Source organism: Clostridium kluyveri DSM 555 (genome assembly GCF_000016505.1).
In the GTDB taxonomy this organism is placed as follows: domain Bacteria; phylum Bacillota; class Clostridia; order Clostridiales; family Clostridiaceae; genus Clostridium_B; species Clostridium_B kluyveri.
Window position 1 is genome coordinate 1,507,077 of sequence record NC_009706.1, and the last position, 17,471, is coordinate 1,524,547.

A 17,471-nucleotide genomic window follows, 5' to 3' on the forward strand; every position below is an offset into this window, starting at 1 on the left:
TACATATTATTTTATTAATCTAATGTTTTTGATATATAAATCATTTACTAATTCACCCAAAGAGTCTTATTTTCCACGATTATGTCCGGAGCCATTGGGTGATCCGCCGTTGTGTCCGGAGCCATTAGGTGATCCACCGTTATGTCCAGCTCCATTATGGGATCCGCCGTTGTGCCCAAGATTATTAGGTGGTGATGGTAATTCCCAATTGGTACCCCAGGCAGTAAATACATTTAATATTGAGTATTCTTGGCTTTGGGTTATAGTACCTGCTGCTACTAAAGCATCTAGCTGACCCTTAAAAGTTGATCTTGTTGTTATTTGACCACTATAATATAAATTTAGTACTATTGTTTCTTGGCTTTGAGTTATGACACCTGCTGCTACTAAGGAATCTAATTTAGTTTGGAAATTTGCAAAAGTGTAGTTATAGTTATAGACTATAGGTTGTACACCATTATTGATAGGGTGCGCGCTAACTGTTGTTCCAATTCCTGTATTCAGTAACAATGGTGCTGTAAGCATTACAGCTGAAATTAATTTGTACTTTGTTCTTGACATTTTTATTGCCTCCTAAATTTTTTATTATTATAGTACCTTTAAGTGGTTTTCACTTAAATTCCTTTTCAAATAAAATTTTAATTAAGGATTATGACAACTGTATTGCGATACGGTGTGAAACTCATGTAATTTGTCCTTTAATTTCACAATAAATAACCAAATTTGTGAAAAATAGAAATATACTAAGTTTTATGTATGAAAATTATGTGATACTGGCTTATAAAATTAATATATTTACTAATTTTTATAGATATTATAATGGTTAAGTTCTTTGGTGTCCTATATAAGTTGATTATATAAAAAATTAACTGAAAAGATTACGTCTATAAATATAATGATATATTATATTATTTCAAGATATATAAATAAGTGTAATTATTTTAAAAATATTACACAATAACTATACAAAAGATATATTTTGTATAGTTATTGTAATATATTTTTGAAAAAAATGCAAACATTTCATAATACACTATATATTAAGTTTGGATATCAATTTTTTAATTGTATATTGTGTAATTATTATACAATTATTATAAAAAATATATTATTATATTTAATTAAACGGCATATGCGCAGACATAATAATACAAAATATATCTTTTGTTTTAATAAGTATGTACTAATTATTTTTTGTTTAGTTTTTATATTTTATGCAGTCATATAATTGATTGATAAACTATTATATTAGATTATAATTGGAGGTAATGTTATGAATACCCTTAAAAAAACTAACGATATTGAGCAAGATGAAATAATAAAGTTACATAAATATCAGTTAGAGGATATAATTCAAAATCTACCTGATGCCTTTTTTGTCTACAATAAAGAAGGCTATATTGTACTATTAAATGCTATGGCACGTAAACTATACCCTCAATTAAATGCTCAAAAGACAATAGAAGAAGCTCATAGTTGTCTTCAATATTATGATTTAGATAATAATATTATACTTCCAGATAATTTTCCAACAAGGCGAGCATTCAAAGGTAAAAAAGTAAAGAATGAAAGAGTAGTTATTAAACGATGCCATAAAATTCAAATTATAGAGGTTAATGCTACTCCTATTTTTGATGAAGAAAATAATCTGGTTTATGTGGTGGCGTCTCATCATGATGTTTCAGAATTGATAAAGAATCAGGAAGAAATTAAAGCTCAACAAGAAAAATTATTAAATGCAGAGAAATCCAGAAATGAAATTCTCGAAGAAGCAATAAAGTCAAAAGAAGAATTCTTCTATCTTATGACCCATGAGTTCAAAACTCCTATATCAGTTATAAATTTAGCTCTGCAAGCAATTGATTTAATGTATAAAAAAGAAATAACGGAAAAGGTTAATAAATATTTAAATACTATTAAGCAAAATGTTAACAGGCAGCTTCGTCTGGTCAATAATTTACTTGATATCGCTCGTATCGATTCAGGCCACTTAAAAATGAATAAAAGCTGTTTTAGCATTATTCATGTTATTGAGGCAATTGTAAATTCAGTTCAATTATATGCAAAACAAAAAAATGTGATATTAAAATTTAATACTAATTTATCAAAGAAGAATATTTATTCTGATGAAGAGAAGCTGGAACGCATTTTGCTTAATCTATTATCTAATGCTTTAAAGTTTACTCCAAGTGGAAAATCGATTATTGTAACTCTTTCTACAAAGAAATATAAAAATGGAGAAATGATTTCTATAAGTGTACAAGATGAGGGGATGGGAATACCTTTAGATAAACAAAAAACTATTTTTGAACGTTTTGGCCAGGTAGATAGCAGTTTGTCAGATCAAGCTGAGGGTACTGGTCTAGGGCTGCATCTTGTCAAACTTCTTGTTAACTCTCTTGATGGTGAGATATTATTAAATAGTACAGTTGGTGAAGGCAGTATTTTTACAGTATTACTTCCTTCAAGTAAATCTGAAATTTATTACGAGAAGACTGTATCTAACGAAGTTAGTAACCAGCTTTTTAGTAGTGATAATCGAATTATCCAATCTACTGCAGTTGAATTTTCAGATATATATTTTTAGTCCTCAATTGTAAATTGAATTGAAGTAAGAACTTAACATATTATAGGTAAATATAATTTTGATGAGGAGAGATTGTAATGGAAAGAATAAAAAGTCTTTTAGTGGAAAATAATTTTGAATTGGGAAACATAAAATGAAACACATGCACACACTGCCAAGAGAACTTATTTAAATAAAGTTTGTACTGAAGGAATTATTTTTTAATTTACAATTCCTTCAGTTATTTAATAATATTATTCCTCGTAAGTAGCAGAATACTTATGGAGTAACTGTTGTTTTAAATTCCATAGATTTTGAGATAAATCCACATAGTAATGATGAGGATTTTCAAATCTTAATACTTCAGGCCAGAATTTAGTTATTTCTTCTTGTGCTTTATTTCTTATATCCATTACATCTGGACTTTCATATACAAGTTTTCCTTTATCGAATATTTTTACTAATAATTCTTTTGCATAGTAATTTTTTAACCTTTTCTTTTTCCAGGTAAAAGTAGGATCAAATAATTCTATAGGTTCACCTATATTGATATTTTCATTACTTAAGGCGATTAAGTCTCCTACGGCTTTATCTTCTTTTTTACTAAAAATTCTATATATCTTTTTAAAACCAGGGTTAGTTATCTTTTCTTCATTTTCACTTATCTTTATTTTAGGTATTATGTTTTTATCTTCACCTTCTACGGCAACCAATTTATATACTCCACCAAATACAGGCTCTGATTTTGCAGTTATTAATCTTTCACCTACCCCAAAAGAATCAATACAAGCACCTTGGCTTAAAACATCTCTTATAATAAATTCATCTAGAGAGTTTGAGATGACGATATCCACATCTTCAAGACCCGCTTCATCCAATATTTTTCTGCATTTTTTAGTTAAATAGGTTATGTCTCCACTGTCTATCCTTATGCCTTTAGGTTTGTATCCATTTGGAATTAAAATTTCTTTGAAAACCTTTATAGCATTGGGCAGACCGGATTTTAACACATTATATGTATCTATTAAGAGTATACAGTTATCCGGATATACCTTTGCCCAAGCCTGAAAGGATTCATATTCAGAAGGAAATAGCTGTATCCAGCTGTGGGCCATAGTACCTACTGCAGGTATGCCAAACATCTGCTCTGCTATAGTACAAGCAGTAGAACTACATCCTCCTATTACTGCGGCTCTTGCACCATATACAGCACCGTCATAACCCTGGGCACGTCTTGAGCCAAATTCCATTACAGGTTTGCCAGAAGCTGCTTTACAAATTCTGCTTGCCTTTGTCGCAATTAGAGTCTGATGGTTTATAGTTAAAAGTATCATGGTTTCAATAAACTGAGCTTGAATAGCAGGACCTCTTACAGTTAGCAGGGGTTCATTTGGGAATACAGGGGTACCTTCTGGTATTGCCCACACATCACAACAGAATTCAAAATTTTCTAAATAATTTAAAAAGTTTTCTGAAAATTGTTTTTTGCTTCGCAGATACTCTATATCGTCTTTTGTAAATTTCAAATTGGACAGATATTCAATCACCTGCTGGACACCTGCCATAATGCAGTATCCTCCTCCGTCTGGAACACTTCTAAAAAACATGTCAAAATAGGCAATTTTAGTACCTATATTATTTTCGAAATACCCATTGTTCATGGTAAACTCATAAAAATCTACCAGCATAGTAAGATTCCTTCCGTTTCTTACGTCGAAGTTCTTTGCGTTCTCCATAATAAAAATCTCCTCTATTTATGTTTTAATTCACACAATTGTGACAAAAATTAAGTATATATAAACATTGTAATACTTAAAAGAAAATATTACAAGACTGGAGTTTAACACCCTATTGAGTAGGTTTAGGAGATTTTAATATGATAAATAATTTAGATGTAAATCAAATAAAGGCAGTTAATACAAATTTTAAAAATGTAGTAATTTGTGCCCCTCCGGGTTCTGGCAAAACTACAGTTATTATAAATAGGATAAATTATTTAATAACCCAAAAAAATATAAAACCTAAAAATATAGTGGTAATAACCTTTACCAGGGCTTCTGCCCTTGATATGAAATACAGATATCTTTCAATTATGAATAAGAATCCACTACCTTTTTTTGGTACTTTTCATTCTCTATTTTATAATATATTGAAAAGATATAAAGGGGAAATAAACATGGTGGAATCTTCCAAAGCCTATAGTTTGATTAGCTCTGTACTTATGCGTTATATAGGATTTGTAGAAGAAGAAAAAGTAAAAGAAGTCTTAAATGATATATCACTTTTTAGAAGTAGTAGTAAAAGCATGGAATATTTCAACAGTAAAATTGATAAAACTGTGTTTATATATTGTATTGGAGAATACGAAAAATATAAGTCTAAAAATAATTTAATGGATTTTGACGATTTGCAGCTGGAGGTAAAAAATATTTTAGAAACAGATAAAAATATACTTAAATATTATAGTAATTTATTTACATACATACTGGTAGATGAATTTCAAGATTGTGACAGACTTCAAATAGATATTTTAAAATTAATTGGTAAAAATAGTTCCGTATTTGCAGTGGGAGATGAAGACCAGTGTATATATGGCTTTAGAGGATCTCATCCCATATGTATGGTGGATTTCAACAGGTATTTTGAAGAAGGTCAAAAATTGTTCTTAAAGAAAAATTACAGAAGCGTATATAATGTAGTTAAAATGTCTCAAAATTTAATATGTAATAATAAAAATAGAAATTTAAAATGTGTTGAAAGCAGTAGAATGAACAGAGGAAATATTAATTTTAAAATTTTTGAAAGTGAGAAGGAACAGGCCTGTTATTTAGCCCATATTATAAAACAAATTATAGAGGCAGGAAAATGCAGATGCAGGGATATAGCCCTTTTGTACCGTACTAATATAGAGTGTGTCAATATAATAGACAGCTTATTAAAAAATGATATAAAATTTAAATTTTTGCATGGAAAGTATAATTTTTATAGTCATTTTATTTGCAAGGATTTAATATGTTATTTTAAGCTAGCCCTGGATATGTGCGATAAAGAAAGTTTTATAAGTATAGTAAATAAGCCTTTTAGATACATAGGAAAAATAAATATAGAAAAAGTCAGAAATAATAGAGTGAAGGAAAATTGTTTTGAGATTTTAAAAAATATAGAAGGAATACCTGTTTTTCAGATTAAAGCCATAGATAAGCTTCAAAGAAATATAAAAAAATTGAGAAAGATAAAACCTAAAGAAAGGGTAAAATTTATATTGGATAAATTGGAATATAAAGATTATCTACATAAACATTGTGAAAAATTAGCTTCTAATATGGAAGAGTACTATTATGTTATAGAGCAATTCAAACAAATATGTGAAGACTTCACTAGTATTTATGAATTTTTAAAACATGTTGAAACTGCAGAAGAATTTTTGCATAAAAATTTACAGGAGGAAGATGCAGTTATATTAAGTACTCTCCACGGAGTAAAGGGGATGGAGTTTAAAAATGTATTTATAATAAACTGTAATGAGGGGTCAATTCCACACTCAAATAGTATTTTAAATAATTTGGAAGAGGAAAGGCGACTTTTTTATGTAGGAATTACCAGGGCCATAGATAATTTATATTTATGCTCTACAAGTACCATAAAAGGCAGGGCAGTGGAAGTATCCAGATTCATAAGGGAATGTAACCTGGCTGATTTGGAAGGGGTTAATTCACTGTTCAATCTTAAAATAGGAGATTTGGTGGTTCATAAAGTTTTCGGCCAGGGAAAAGTAACTGAGAGAGAAGATAAAAGGGTAAGCATATTATTTTCAGACAATATTGAAAGAAGCTTTTGTAGTTCGGTGCTTTATAGTGGACAGTTAAGTCAAAGGGGAGGTGCTTTATAACAAATGAAATTTCTATGACATTGTTGTGTTAAGAGGATATATCCACCTTGCTTTTAATTGTATGTCTTAATGCAATCTTAATACTATAGTGGATATCGTAATGCTATATTGATTTTTACTATGCTACAATTAAAATAAAAAATAATTTTTGTATAAAGAGGTGCTTTTTAGTGGGTATTCACCAAACAAATTCAAATTTACTTACGGAGCAGCTTTTAAATATGTCCACGGAGAAAAGGCAGGGAAGGTTGAGGATATATTTTGGGTATGCGGCAGGTGTGGGGAAAACCTGTGCCATGTTAAATGATGCTCATGAAATGAAAAAAGATGGCATTGATGTGGTTGCGGGATATATTGAACCACATGCCCGTCCGGAAACTATGGTTCTATTAAATGGTCTGGAACTTTTACCACCGCTGGAGGTACTATATAATGGCATTATGCTGAAAGAATTTGATCTTGATAGTGCTCTTAAGAGAAAGCCACAGCTTGTTTTAGTGGATGAACTGGCTCATTCAAATGCAGTAGCATGCCGTCATAAAAAGCGATATCAGGATGTGGAGGAATTACTTCATGCAGGTATAGATGTGTATACTACCATCAATGTTCAGCATATAGAAAGTTTAAATGATGTTGTCGCCTCCATCACTGGAATTTCAGTACGTGAACGTATTCCAGACAGCGTGTTTGATAGTGCAGATCAAGTAGAACTTGTGGATATAGAACCGGATGATTTGATAGATAGACTCAATAAAGGGAAGGTATATGGCAGAGAACAGGCACAAAGGGCACTTGTCAATTTTTTTACAAAAGAGAAGCTGGTGGCCTTACGGGAGATTGCTTTACGCCGGACGGCAGATCAAGTGAACCGGGTTGCGGTATTAAACAATAAACAATCAAAAAACGGTGGTCATTATACCAATGAACATATTTTAGTATGTTTGTCCTCGGCCCCTTCCAATGCCAAGGTCATACGTACAGCAGCCAGAATGGCAGATGCCTTTCATGGTACATTTACAGCACTGCTTGTGGAAACACCCCAAATCAAGGAGTTATCGGAAAAGAATATGATAAAGCTAAGAGAAAACTTGCGGCTGGCGGAGCAACTAAGTGCTCAGATTGCTACGGTGTATGGTGAAGATATTCCTATGCAGATTGCAGAATATGCCACAGCAAGTAGGGTATCAAAGATTGTCATAGGACGTTCTAACCATGTTAAGAAATGGTTTGCAAAAACAAATTTTGTAGATAGGTTGATTACATTAGCACCTAATCTTGATATTTATATTATTCCAGATACACAGTCATCTTTTTATGTTAAAATTTACAAGTTTACAAAACCTCTGGAGTTATCACTGCCTGATATTTTTAAATCTGCAGGTATTTTATTTATATGTACTCTGATTGGGCTGTGGTTTGATTCTCTTGGATTCAGTGAATCAAACATTATTATGGTATATATTTTAGGTGTTTTGTTCAATGCTATGGTTACAAAGGGGAAAATATACAGCGCAGTGGCATCTATATTAAGTGTACTGGTGTTCAATTATTTCTTTACATACCCTTATTTTTCCCTTTTAGCATATGATCCAGGATATCCTGTTACCTTTTTAGTTATGCTGATGGCCTCTTTTATAGTTAGTACATTGACAAAACGGGTAAAGGAACAGGCTCGTTACTCTGCGCAAAAAGCTTACCGTACGGAAGTGCTTCTTGAAACCAACCGGAAATTACAGCAGGCAAGAGATAAATCTGAAATTTTCAGCGAGACGGCACATCAATTGGTAAAGCTTCTTGACAGAACTGTGATCTTTTATCCCGAGCAGCACAATACATTATCTGAACCGCTTGTTTTTCCAAAGGATGGATGGGAGGATTATTTTAAGATCTACTTGAAAACAGATGAACGTGCAGTAGCTGAGTGGGTGTATAAAAATAATAAACGCGCTGGTGCTACAACAAATACTCTTTCTGCTGCCAAATGTTTATACCTTGCGGTGCGCAGCAGTGATATGGTATTTGCTGTTGTTGGAATTGTTATGGATAAGAAAGTACCGTTGGAGGCCTTTGAAAAAAGCCTGATGATTGCTATGTTGGGTGATTGTGCTCTGTCTCTGGAAAAAGAAAAACTCAATGAAAGGCAAAAACAGATTTCTATGCAGATACAACAGGAAAAGCTCCGCGGCAATTTGCTCAGAACAATTTCCCATGATTTACGCACACCCCTTACAAGTATATCAGGCAATGCTGGCATCCTCATGGGAAATTCTAAAGTATTAAGCGAAGCACAAAAAAAAGGGCTTTATACAGATATTTATGATGATTCCATGTGGCTTATCAACTTAGTTGAAAATATTCTGTCTATTACCCGAATTGAAGACGGTAAGATAAACTTGAATTTGCAGCCAGAACTTTTAGAAGAAATTATTGCAGAAGCACTATGCCACATTAACCGCAATAGCGTGAATTACCATATTGAAACAATAGTAGAGGATGAGCTGATCATGGCAAAAGTGGATTCTCGTCTTATTATTCAGGTCATTATTAATATTGTAGATAATGCCATTAAATACACTCCTCCTGGGTCTCATATTGTAATTTCAGCCAAGAGGAGAAAACAATTTATTTTAGTGGAAATAGCAGATGATGGCCCTGGTATCGAAGATGAGGCAAAAGACAGGTTATTTGACATGTTTTATACTGTAGATAATATCCATGGAGATAGCCGCAGGGGACTGGGGCTTGGACTTTCTCTATGCAAGTCTATTGTTCATGCTCACGGCGGTACAATTTATGTAAAGGATAATATTCCGCAAGGTACGGTAATTTGCTTTACCTTGCAAGCACAGGAGGTAAAATTATCATGAATAAACCATTGATTCTTGTAGTGGAAGATGATAAAGCCATCCGCAAGCTTATTACCACTACACTGGAAACACAAGGGTATCGATATCATACTGCGGAAACGGGAGGGGCATCTATTTTAGAGGCAGTTTCTAGGCAGCCAGATATCATAATTTTGGATCTAGGGCTGCCTGATATGGATGGTGTTGAAATTATCAAAAAGGTGCGGACATGGTCTAATGTTCCCATTATTGTTGTCAGCGCTCGAAGTGAGGATAGGGATAAAATTGATTCCTTGGATGCTGGTGCAGATGATTATTTAACAAAGCCTTTCAGTGTTGAAGAGCTTTTAGCACGACTTCGGGTTAGTTTACGTCGTATTCGTTATGATAGTAAGAAGCTTCTAAAGGATGCTGCCATTTTTATAAATAGCGGTTTAAAAATTGACTATGAAGCCGGCTGTGTGTGGCTGGATGGAGATGAGGTACATCTTACCCCAATTGAATATAAATTGATTTGTCTACTTGCTAAGAATGTGGGAAAGGTTCTGACACATAATTTTATTTTACATGAAATCTGGGGAAATTATTCAAATGATATTTCTGCTCTTCGTGTTTTTATGGCAACTCTTCGAAAAAAGATAGAAAAAGAGCCTTCAAAGCCCAAATACATTCAAACTCACATTGGAATTGGCTATCGTATGCTGAGAGTTGTGGATGACAGCGAGATCATTTAAGTTGTATTGTATAAAAAAGCATAATAAATTAGATAAATACGGATAATAACCCTGTACTATTTCTTTATAAAAGTGCAGGTTATTTTTGTTGTTCAATTTTTAGAAAATATTTCAAAAAATCATCTTAATGAAGTATTAATGTGATTAAGAAAACTCTAACACTGGATTAATAAGAAATGTGATACACTAAAGCATATTCAAGGGAAGGGGGGAATTGAAATGGATTTTTTAATGCTTGGTATCTTAGTAGTATGTTTTATATCAGCTAAACTTTTAACTGATTGGTGCGGCCGTCATGTGGAAAAATAGTACAAAAGGAGGGCTTTTTATGATATTACTTGGAATTATCATTTTAGCACTAGGAGCATATTTGGTATATGCTCTGATAAATCCCGAAAAATTTTAATTGGAGATTGGAGGAAAATTTATGTTGCAAATCATTTTGACATTGGCAATCTTCATTGTTCTTGTCATTCCAATGGGAAAATATTTATACCATATTGCGGCCAGAAAGCATACTTTTTTAGATCCAGTTTTTGACCCCATTGACGGTATGATTTACCGTATATGTGGTATTGATAAAAAGGAAATGAATTGGAAGCAGTATATTACAGCATTGCTTGTAACCAATGCATTCATGGTACTGATTGGATATTTTATTTTAAGACTTCAGGCACTTCACATTTTTAATCCCAATGGCATCAGTGGAATGGAACCAACTCTGTCATTTAATACTATTATCAGTTTCATGACCAATACAAACCTTCAGCACTATTCCGGGGAATCCGGGCTTTCGTATTTAAGTCAGATGATGGTAATTACCTTTATGATGTTTACTTCTGCGGCTACTGGATTTTCTGCTGCCATGGCGTTTATTCGAGGCCTTGCAGGGAAAACAAAAACTATGGGTAACTTTTACATGGATTTAATACGTATTATAACCCGTGTTTTGCTCCCCATTTCCATATTAGGTGGGTTACTTCTTGTTTATCTTGGAGTTCCTCAAACTTTGTCAGCCAATTTGACTGTTGGAACAATTGAAGGAAAGTTTCAGGATATTGCCATGGGACCAATAGCTTCTCTGGAGATAATTAAACATTTGGGAACAAATGGTGGTGGATTTCTTGGTGCAAATTCGTCAGCGCCATTTGAAAACCCTAATATATTTACAAATATTATAGAGATAATTTCCATGATGATTTTACCAGGTGCTTGTGTAGTTGCATTCGGTCATATGGTTCATGATGGTAAAAAAGAAGAAGAAAAGAAAAATCCAAAGAGAATTTTTTTTGGCAGTGAAGGAAGGACGATCTTTATCGTTATGTCCATAATATTTATAGTGGGGCTTGTTATCTGCTTCATGTCTGAGAATGCCGGAAATCCTTTATTGGCACAAGCCGGATTAAGTCAAAGCATGGGTAGTATGGAAGGTAAGGAGGTACGGTTTGGCATTGCCCAGTCTTCGCTTTTCACAACAGTTACAACTGCATTTACTACAGGCTCAGTAAACAATATGCATGATACTTTAACGCCTATGGGAGGATTTGTTGCACTGCTTTTTATGATGCTCAACGTGGTATTTGGCGGCAAGGGTGTGGGGCTTATGAATATGATCCTTTATGCTATTCTTGCAGTTTTCATATGTGGACTTATGATTGGCCGTACACCAGAATATCTGGGTAAAAAAATAGAAGGAAAGGAAATGAAGCTGACAGCATTAGGAATTATTATTCATCCTTTACTTATTCTAGCCTTTACTGCACTAGCAATAGCAGTTCCAGCAGGGTTAAAAGGAATCACCAATCATGGTTTTCACGGTTTGACCCAGGTTGTATATGAATATGCATCTTCAGCTGCAAATAACGGTTCAGGGTTTGAGGGATTAACCGATAACACTTATTTTTGGAATATTACTACAGGGCTTGCTATGTTCTTTGGACGTTACTTGTCCATTATAATTCAGATTGCCATTGCAGGTTCACTAATGTTGAAACGTCCGGTGAGCGAATCTGTGGGTACACTGAAAACAGATACAAGAACATTTGCGGCAGCATTGCTCATGGTCGTACTTATTATTTCTGCACTCACATTTTTTCCAGTGCTGGCACTTGGCCCTATTGCAGAACGTTTGACTTTATGGAATTAAGGAGGAGTCTTTCATGAGCAAAGATACAAAAACAAAATTTATTACAAAAGATATTCTTAGGACCTCCATTTTTGGAGCCTTTAAGAAACTTAACCCCAAATATATGGTAAAAAATCCTGTTATGTTTGTGGTAGAAGTGGGTTTTGTGGTGACTATTCTCCTTTCATTCTTCCCGGATATTTTTGGGGATAAGGGGAATAACCTGCGTTTATATAACATAGTAGTATCCTTTATTTTACTCATCACAGTATTTTTTTCAAACTTTGCAGAGTCAATTGCAGAAGGCAGAGGAAAAGCACAGGCTGAAAGTTTGAAGAAAACTCAAAAAGACATGCAGGCCCGTGTTATAAGTGACGATGGAAAAGAGACTGTTGTCAATGCCAGCATGCTAAAAAAGGGTGATATGGTTTTAGTGAAGGCGGGAGAATTTATTCCAAATGACGGTGAGGTAATTCAGGGAATTGCCTCTGTAGATGAATCCGCTATTACTGGTGAGTCCGCTCCTGTGGTGAAGGAAAGCGGAGGAGATTTTGCTTTCGTAACTGGCGGTACTACGGTAGTAAGTGACTGGTTGAAGATACAAATTACTTCTGAGCCTGGGCAGTCCTTTCTTGATAGAATGATTACCATGGTAGAAGGTGCTTCACGTAAAAAAACACCGAATGAAATTGCGCTAAATACATTACTGGTAAGTTTAACCATTATTTTTTTAATTGTTATTGTTACTCTTTATCCCATAGCGGTATATGTGGGGGTGCATATTCCTATTTCCACACTTGTTGCATTAACTGTATGTCTTATTCCCACAACTATTGGAGGGCTGCTGTCTGCAATTGGTATCGCGGGTATGGATCGTGTTACCCGTTTTAATGTCATTGCTATGTCCGGTAAAGCAGTGGAAGCCTGTGGAGATGTGGATACTATGATTTTAGATAAAACTGGAACTATAACTTACGGAAATCGCATGGCATCAAAATTTATCCCTGTAGGAGATGTGAAAGAGCAGGAGTTAATTCATTATGCTGTTATAAGTTCTTTAAGAGACAACACTCCAGAGGGAAAATCCATTGTAGGGCTTGGTGAAAAGCTTACTGGGATACAAAATGAAGATATACCTGGTATGGAGTTCATAGAATTTACTGCGCAGACACGTATGAGTGGCGTGAAGCTTCCAGATGGCACAAGAATCCGCAAAGGTGCTTCTGACGCAATTGGGAAATATGTTCGGGAATTAGGTGGTGTGATTCCAAAGGATTTAGCTGTGCAGGTAAGGGAAGTGTCAAAGCTTGGTGGTACTCCTCTGGTAGTTTGTGTAAATGACAGGGTTTTAGGAGTTATTTATTTGAAAGATACTATAAAAGCTGGGCTTGTAGAGCGCTTTGCAAGACTTAGGGCTATTGGAATCAAAACTGTAATGTGTACCGGTGATAACCCCTTAACGGCAGCTACTATAGCACAGGAAGCCGGTGTGGACAGCTTTATTGCAGAATGCAAGCCGGAGGATAAGATTGAGGCTATTAAAGCTGAGCAAGCTGAGGGCAAGGTGGTTGCTATGACAGGTGATGGTACCAATGATGCCCCAGCACTGGCACAGGCAGATGTGGGTATTGCAATGAACAGTGGAACTTCTGCGGCAAAAGAAGCAGCCAATATGGTAGATTTGGATTCCGATCCTACTAAAATATTGGATGTTGTAGAAATCGGAAAACAGCTTTTAATTACACGAGGTTCATTAACTACATTTAGTATTTCCAACGATGTAGCAAAGTATTTTGCAATTATACCTGCTATATTTATGGGGGTCATTCCTCAGATGAATATGTTGAACATTATGTCATTGTCTACATCCTATAGTGCAATTCTGGCCGCGTTGATCTTTAATGCTGTTGTTATTCCGTGTCTAATTCCACTTGCTATGAAGGGGGTTAAATATAAACCACAGCGTTCTGAAAAGCTGCTCACCCGTAATATGTTGATTTATGGTCTGGGAGGAATTATAGCACCTTTTGTAGGAATCAAAGTGATTGATCTTATTATTACGCCTTTGCTTGCGGCCTTTGGCCTATAAAAAGTTCTTTTTGGGGAAAAGGAGTGGGTTTTTATGGATAGTTTTTTAAAGAATGTGGGTATTATGGCAATTGGCTTTTTAGTGGTCTATATCTATAAAAGGATAGTAGACTATTATGATCTTGAGCAGTTGGAATATTCTGAATGTGATAAGAAGAGTGAATCCATTAAAAAAGCCGATAAAGAAATATCTTACCATAACACCCTTAGGTCTAGAACAGGAGGTGATAAAATGAGTACATTTTTTAAAGGAATAAAAAAACCATTTTTGGTTACGCTGGTGCTGTTATTAGTATGTGGGCTAGCATACCCTCTGATTCTCACAGGCATCAGTCAGGTAATATTTCCAAAGCAAGCTAATGGAAGTTTGGTGATAGTAAATGGTAAAGCTATTGGCTCTGCTCTTATAGGTCAGGATTTTACAGATGGCAGGTTTATGAAAGGTCGTCCCTCAGCAGTCAATTATAATACCTACATCAGAGAAGACAAAGACAGTGGTAATTATGCTGGAGTTGGGTCTGGGTCAAAAAATTATGCGCCTACCAATCCCGAACTGGTCAAACGTGTACAGGAGGATATAGATGCATTTTTAAAGGCAAATCCTTCTATTAAAAAAGAGGATATTCCCACAGACTTATTGACGGCATCTGGCTCTGGTCTTGATCCACATATAAGTCCTGAGTCCGCTGCTGTTCAAATTCTAGCCTTAGTGAAAAGTACTGGTTTATCAAAGGATAAGCTGGAGACAATTGTTAAAAATAACACGCAAGGCAAAGCCTTTGGTGTTTTTGGAGAGAAAACAGTAAATGTACTGAAGGTAAACTTGGACATTGCAAAGGAATTGGGATTGTTTAATAAGAAATAAGCGAAATGTCGATGTCTTGTTTTTAAATTTTTATAATGGCTTAACATAATAAAAAATTTAATGAAATATACCTAAAGTTTTCATTAAAAAGTATAATTTATATAAACTTTAGGTATATTTTTAAATTGCAATATAATAAACTGTCAAATGGTGAATATCTAGTGTTATGCTCATGGCTAATCAAATAAAAATCACTAAGGGGGTTTTATGTATGCAGGCTGTTTCAAAAATTATGAATTGTAAACTTTAAAATATTTTGGGTATGTAATTTTTAATGGTGAAATAATCGTATATTTGAAAAAGCCATTACCATATTATATTTATTGCATGCGTCTATTACTATATCATCTCTCAGTGAACCACCAGGCTGGACTATATATTTTACACCACTTTGAGATGCTCTATTAATGTTATCTCTAAATGGAAAGAATGCATCTGAAGCTAAACATACTCCGGATAAATTAAATAGCCAAGATGTTTTTTCTTCCTTTGTCAGTCTATTAGGTATTTTATTAAGCACTTTATTCCATTCTTTTATCTCCACTTTAGTAATATCATCTCTTAAGTATTGTTCTATGACATTATCTTTGTTTGGTGTTGAAACGCCTTCTTTGAAAGATAAACTGAGCACAGCAGGATGTTGCCTTAAATACCATTCTTTCTATATTTTCAGGTTCATAATCATAATCCATTTTAATAATGCAGTAATTTCCTTTTTTCTTTTTCATTAAAAGTTTTAGGGCTTCATCTGTATATCCTGGAGCAATTATTCCATCTGAAACAGATCTACTTAAAATTGTTGCAGTAGATACATCCACAATATCACTTATAGCTGCCCAATCACCATAGGAAGACATTCTATCTGCACCTCTGGCTCTGGCATAAGCAGAAGCCACAGGAGATAATTCAATATCTTCAACAGAATATGCCTTTTTTAATACATCATTTAAAGGGAGACCCACTGCAGCACCAGCTGGACTTACATGTTTAAAAGATGCTGCTGAGGGTAATCCTAATGTTTGTTTCAACTCTTTCACTAATTGCCATGAATTAAAAGCATCCATAAAATTGATATAACCTGGTTTACCATTCAAAATTTCAAATGGTAGTACTTTATCTTTTACATAAATTCTTGATGGATTTTGATGTGGATTGCATCCATATTTAAGTATAATTTCAGAACTTCTCATTACTATAACCTCCAAAATAATTCAATCACTAATCTTTTGATATTAGTTGTTACTTCAAAATCCTTTGAGCTGTTGTTTCAAAGGATCATTCAGTAACTGACAGCTATTTTATTTTACTTGATTAACTTCGATAGCTCCTTAAATAACTGTGTTCCTGCCATTTTCAACAAATCGAAGAACACCGTTTCGGTGTTACTTATCACAGCTCCCATTGCCGACATTTGGGATAGACCGTTTAAGTAATTTTCTTTTGTACGAGAACATACAGCGTCACTTATAACAAACACCTGATAATTACGAGCAAGTAAATCTCTAACTGTTTGGAAAACACATACATGGGTTTCCATTCCTGTAATAATGATTTTCTTTTTTCCTGATTGTTTTAAGGTATCAATTACTTCATCAGTGCAGCCGGAAAAAGTAATTTTTTCATGGACTGATACTTCATTAATATTGTAGTGTATTTCTGGAACTGTCTTTCCAAGACCTTTTGGATATTGTTCGGTGATAATTGTGGGAATCTCTAACTTATTGGAGACAGATAGTAAGGTATTGGTATTCTCAATTACTTTTTGGGAAGTGGGCATTGCTGGAATCAGACGTTCCTGAATGTCAATAACTATTAATGCTGATTCTTCTTGGATTAAAGTAAATTTATCCATTAAATAATCTCTCCTTTTTTAATATAGCTTAATTAAACTTTACAGTAAAAATCATTTATAATCTATTTTATTATACAATAAAATAATCAAAAATATATGATAGAGATAGAGTTCAATATGCTATTTTAAATGGGGGTGGAAAACTATAGATTGGTTCACAGGTAAAATATCAAAAAGAGATACCAACTGAACTTATTCTACATAGGGTAACTGCGGGATAAATGTAATAAAATTACTATATTGGACAATGCTTGACTTATTTTGTATAATTGATTCAAAGTAGCAGAGTAAATATTATGCGTAAAGTGTTAGAGAATGGGAGGTTGTCTCTAAACGAAAAGCTTAAATACTTGTTATATAAGATTTAAAGCTTACGATATAATATTGCTTCCGCTGTTATATTAAAGAGATCTTAATATTTATTTCTTTTCTCTTTAGTGTGGCTGCATTAAAGAGAAAAGAGGTGGTTCTGTGAAAAAATTAAATTAACTTTCTGTGTAAATTAG

Annotated in this window: 11 protein-coding genes, 1 pseudogene and 1 riboswitch; of the genes and pseudogenes, 8 read left to right on the plus strand and 4 right to left on the minus strand. The window is 33.8% G+C overall.

Going from position 1 to position 17,471, the window contains the following annotated elements; all coding sequences use genetic code 11:
- Positions 1–66 precede the first annotated feature (66 nt).
- Positions 67–561 carry a hypothetical protein gene (locus CKL_RS07210; protein WP_012101857.1) on the minus strand — a complete coding sequence of 165 codons (495 nt, stop codon included), beginning with the start codon at positions 559–561 and terminating at the stop codon, positions 67–69.
- A gap of 712 nt (positions 562–1,273) precedes the next feature.
- On the opposite strand from CKL_RS07210, the gene CKL_RS07215 reads away from it, so the two are divergent.
- Positions 1,274–2,587 carry an ATP-binding protein gene (locus CKL_RS07215; RefSeq protein WP_012101858.1) on the plus strand — a complete coding sequence of 438 codons (1,314 nt, stop codon included), beginning with the start codon at positions 1,274–1,276 and terminating at the stop codon, positions 2,585–2,587.
- A 233-nt stretch (positions 2,588–2,820) separates the two neighbouring features.
- Here the strand turns inward: CKL_RS07215 and CKL_RS07220 are convergent, their stop codons facing one another.
- Positions 2,821–4,302 carry a nicotinate phosphoribosyltransferase gene (locus tag CKL_RS07220; protein ID WP_012101859.1) on the minus strand — a complete coding sequence of 494 codons (1,482 nt, stop codon included), beginning with the start codon at positions 4,300–4,302 and terminating at the stop codon, positions 2,821–2,823.
- A gap of 140 nt (positions 4,303–4,442) precedes the next feature.
- On the opposite strand from CKL_RS07220, the gene CKL_RS07225 reads away from it, so the two are divergent.
- The 7 genes from CKL_RS07225 to CKL_RS07250 all read left to right on the plus strand — a co-directional run bounded on the left by CKL_RS07225 (position 4,443) and on the right by CKL_RS07250 (position 15,113).
- Complete coding sequence (locus tag CKL_RS07225) at positions 4,443–6,455, plus strand: ATP-dependent helicase (RefSeq protein WP_012101860.1); 2,013 nt, start codon at positions 4,443–4,445, stop codon at positions 6,453–6,455.
- Between the two features lie 170 nt (positions 6,456–6,625).
- Positions 6,626–9,322 (plus strand): sensor histidine kinase, encoded by a 2,697-nt coding sequence (locus tag CKL_RS07230; protein WP_012101861.1) that lies wholly within the window; start codon positions 6,626–6,628, stop codon positions 9,320–9,322.
- A complete protein-coding gene (locus tag CKL_RS07235; RefSeq protein ID WP_012101862.1) occupies positions 9,319–10,035 on the plus strand; it encodes a response regulator in 717 nt (238 codons plus the stop codon). Before CKL_RS07230 ends, CKL_RS07235 begins: the two co-directional genes overlap by 4 nt.
- Positions 10,036–10,363: 328 nt before the next feature.
- The gene (kdpF, locus tag CKL_RS21780; RefSeq protein WP_148204874.1) at positions 10,364–10,441 is read left to right on the plus strand and encodes a K(+)-transporting ATPase subunit F; all 78 of its coding nucleotides are present in this window, start codon (positions 10,364–10,366) and stop codon (positions 10,439–10,441) included.
- A 21-nt stretch (positions 10,442–10,462) separates the two neighbouring features.
- Positions 10,463–12,181 carry a potassium-transporting ATPase subunit KdpA gene (gene kdpA / locus CKL_RS07240; protein ID WP_012101863.1) on the plus strand — a complete coding sequence of 573 codons (1,719 nt, stop codon included), beginning with the start codon at positions 10,463–10,465 and terminating at the stop codon, positions 12,179–12,181.
- A gap of 13 nt (positions 12,182–12,194) precedes the next feature.
- Positions 12,195–14,249, plus strand: coding sequence for a potassium-transporting ATPase subunit KdpB (gene kdpB / locus CKL_RS07245; RefSeq protein ID WP_012101864.1), 2,055 nt, complete (start codon positions 12,195–12,197; stop codon positions 14,247–14,249).
- 231 nt (positions 14,250–14,480) lie between these two features.
- Positions 14,481–15,113: a K(+)-transporting ATPase subunit C gene (locus tag CKL_RS07250; protein ID WP_012101865.1), complete on the plus strand. Its 633-nt coding sequence runs from the start codon at positions 14,481–14,483 to the stop codon at positions 15,111–15,113.
- Positions 15,114–15,384: 271 nt separating this feature from the next.
- Here CKL_RS07250 and CKL_RS07260 read toward each other — a convergent pair.
- Together CKL_RS07260 and CKL_RS07265 are read right to left on the minus strand one after the other, a co-directional pair.
- Positions 15,385–16,303: pseudogene (locus CKL_RS07260) on the minus strand (hypothetical protein).
- A gap of 113 nt (positions 16,304–16,416) precedes the next feature.
- The gene (locus CKL_RS07265; protein WP_012101868.1) at positions 16,417–16,965 is read right to left on the minus strand and encodes a hydrolase; all 549 of its coding nucleotides are present in this window, start codon (positions 16,963–16,965) and stop codon (positions 16,417–16,419) included.
- A gap of 281 nt (positions 16,966–17,246) precedes the next feature.
- A riboswitch (THF riboswitch) is annotated at positions 17,247–17,363 on the plus strand.
- The last annotated feature ends 108 nt before the right edge of the window (positions 17,364–17,471 follow it).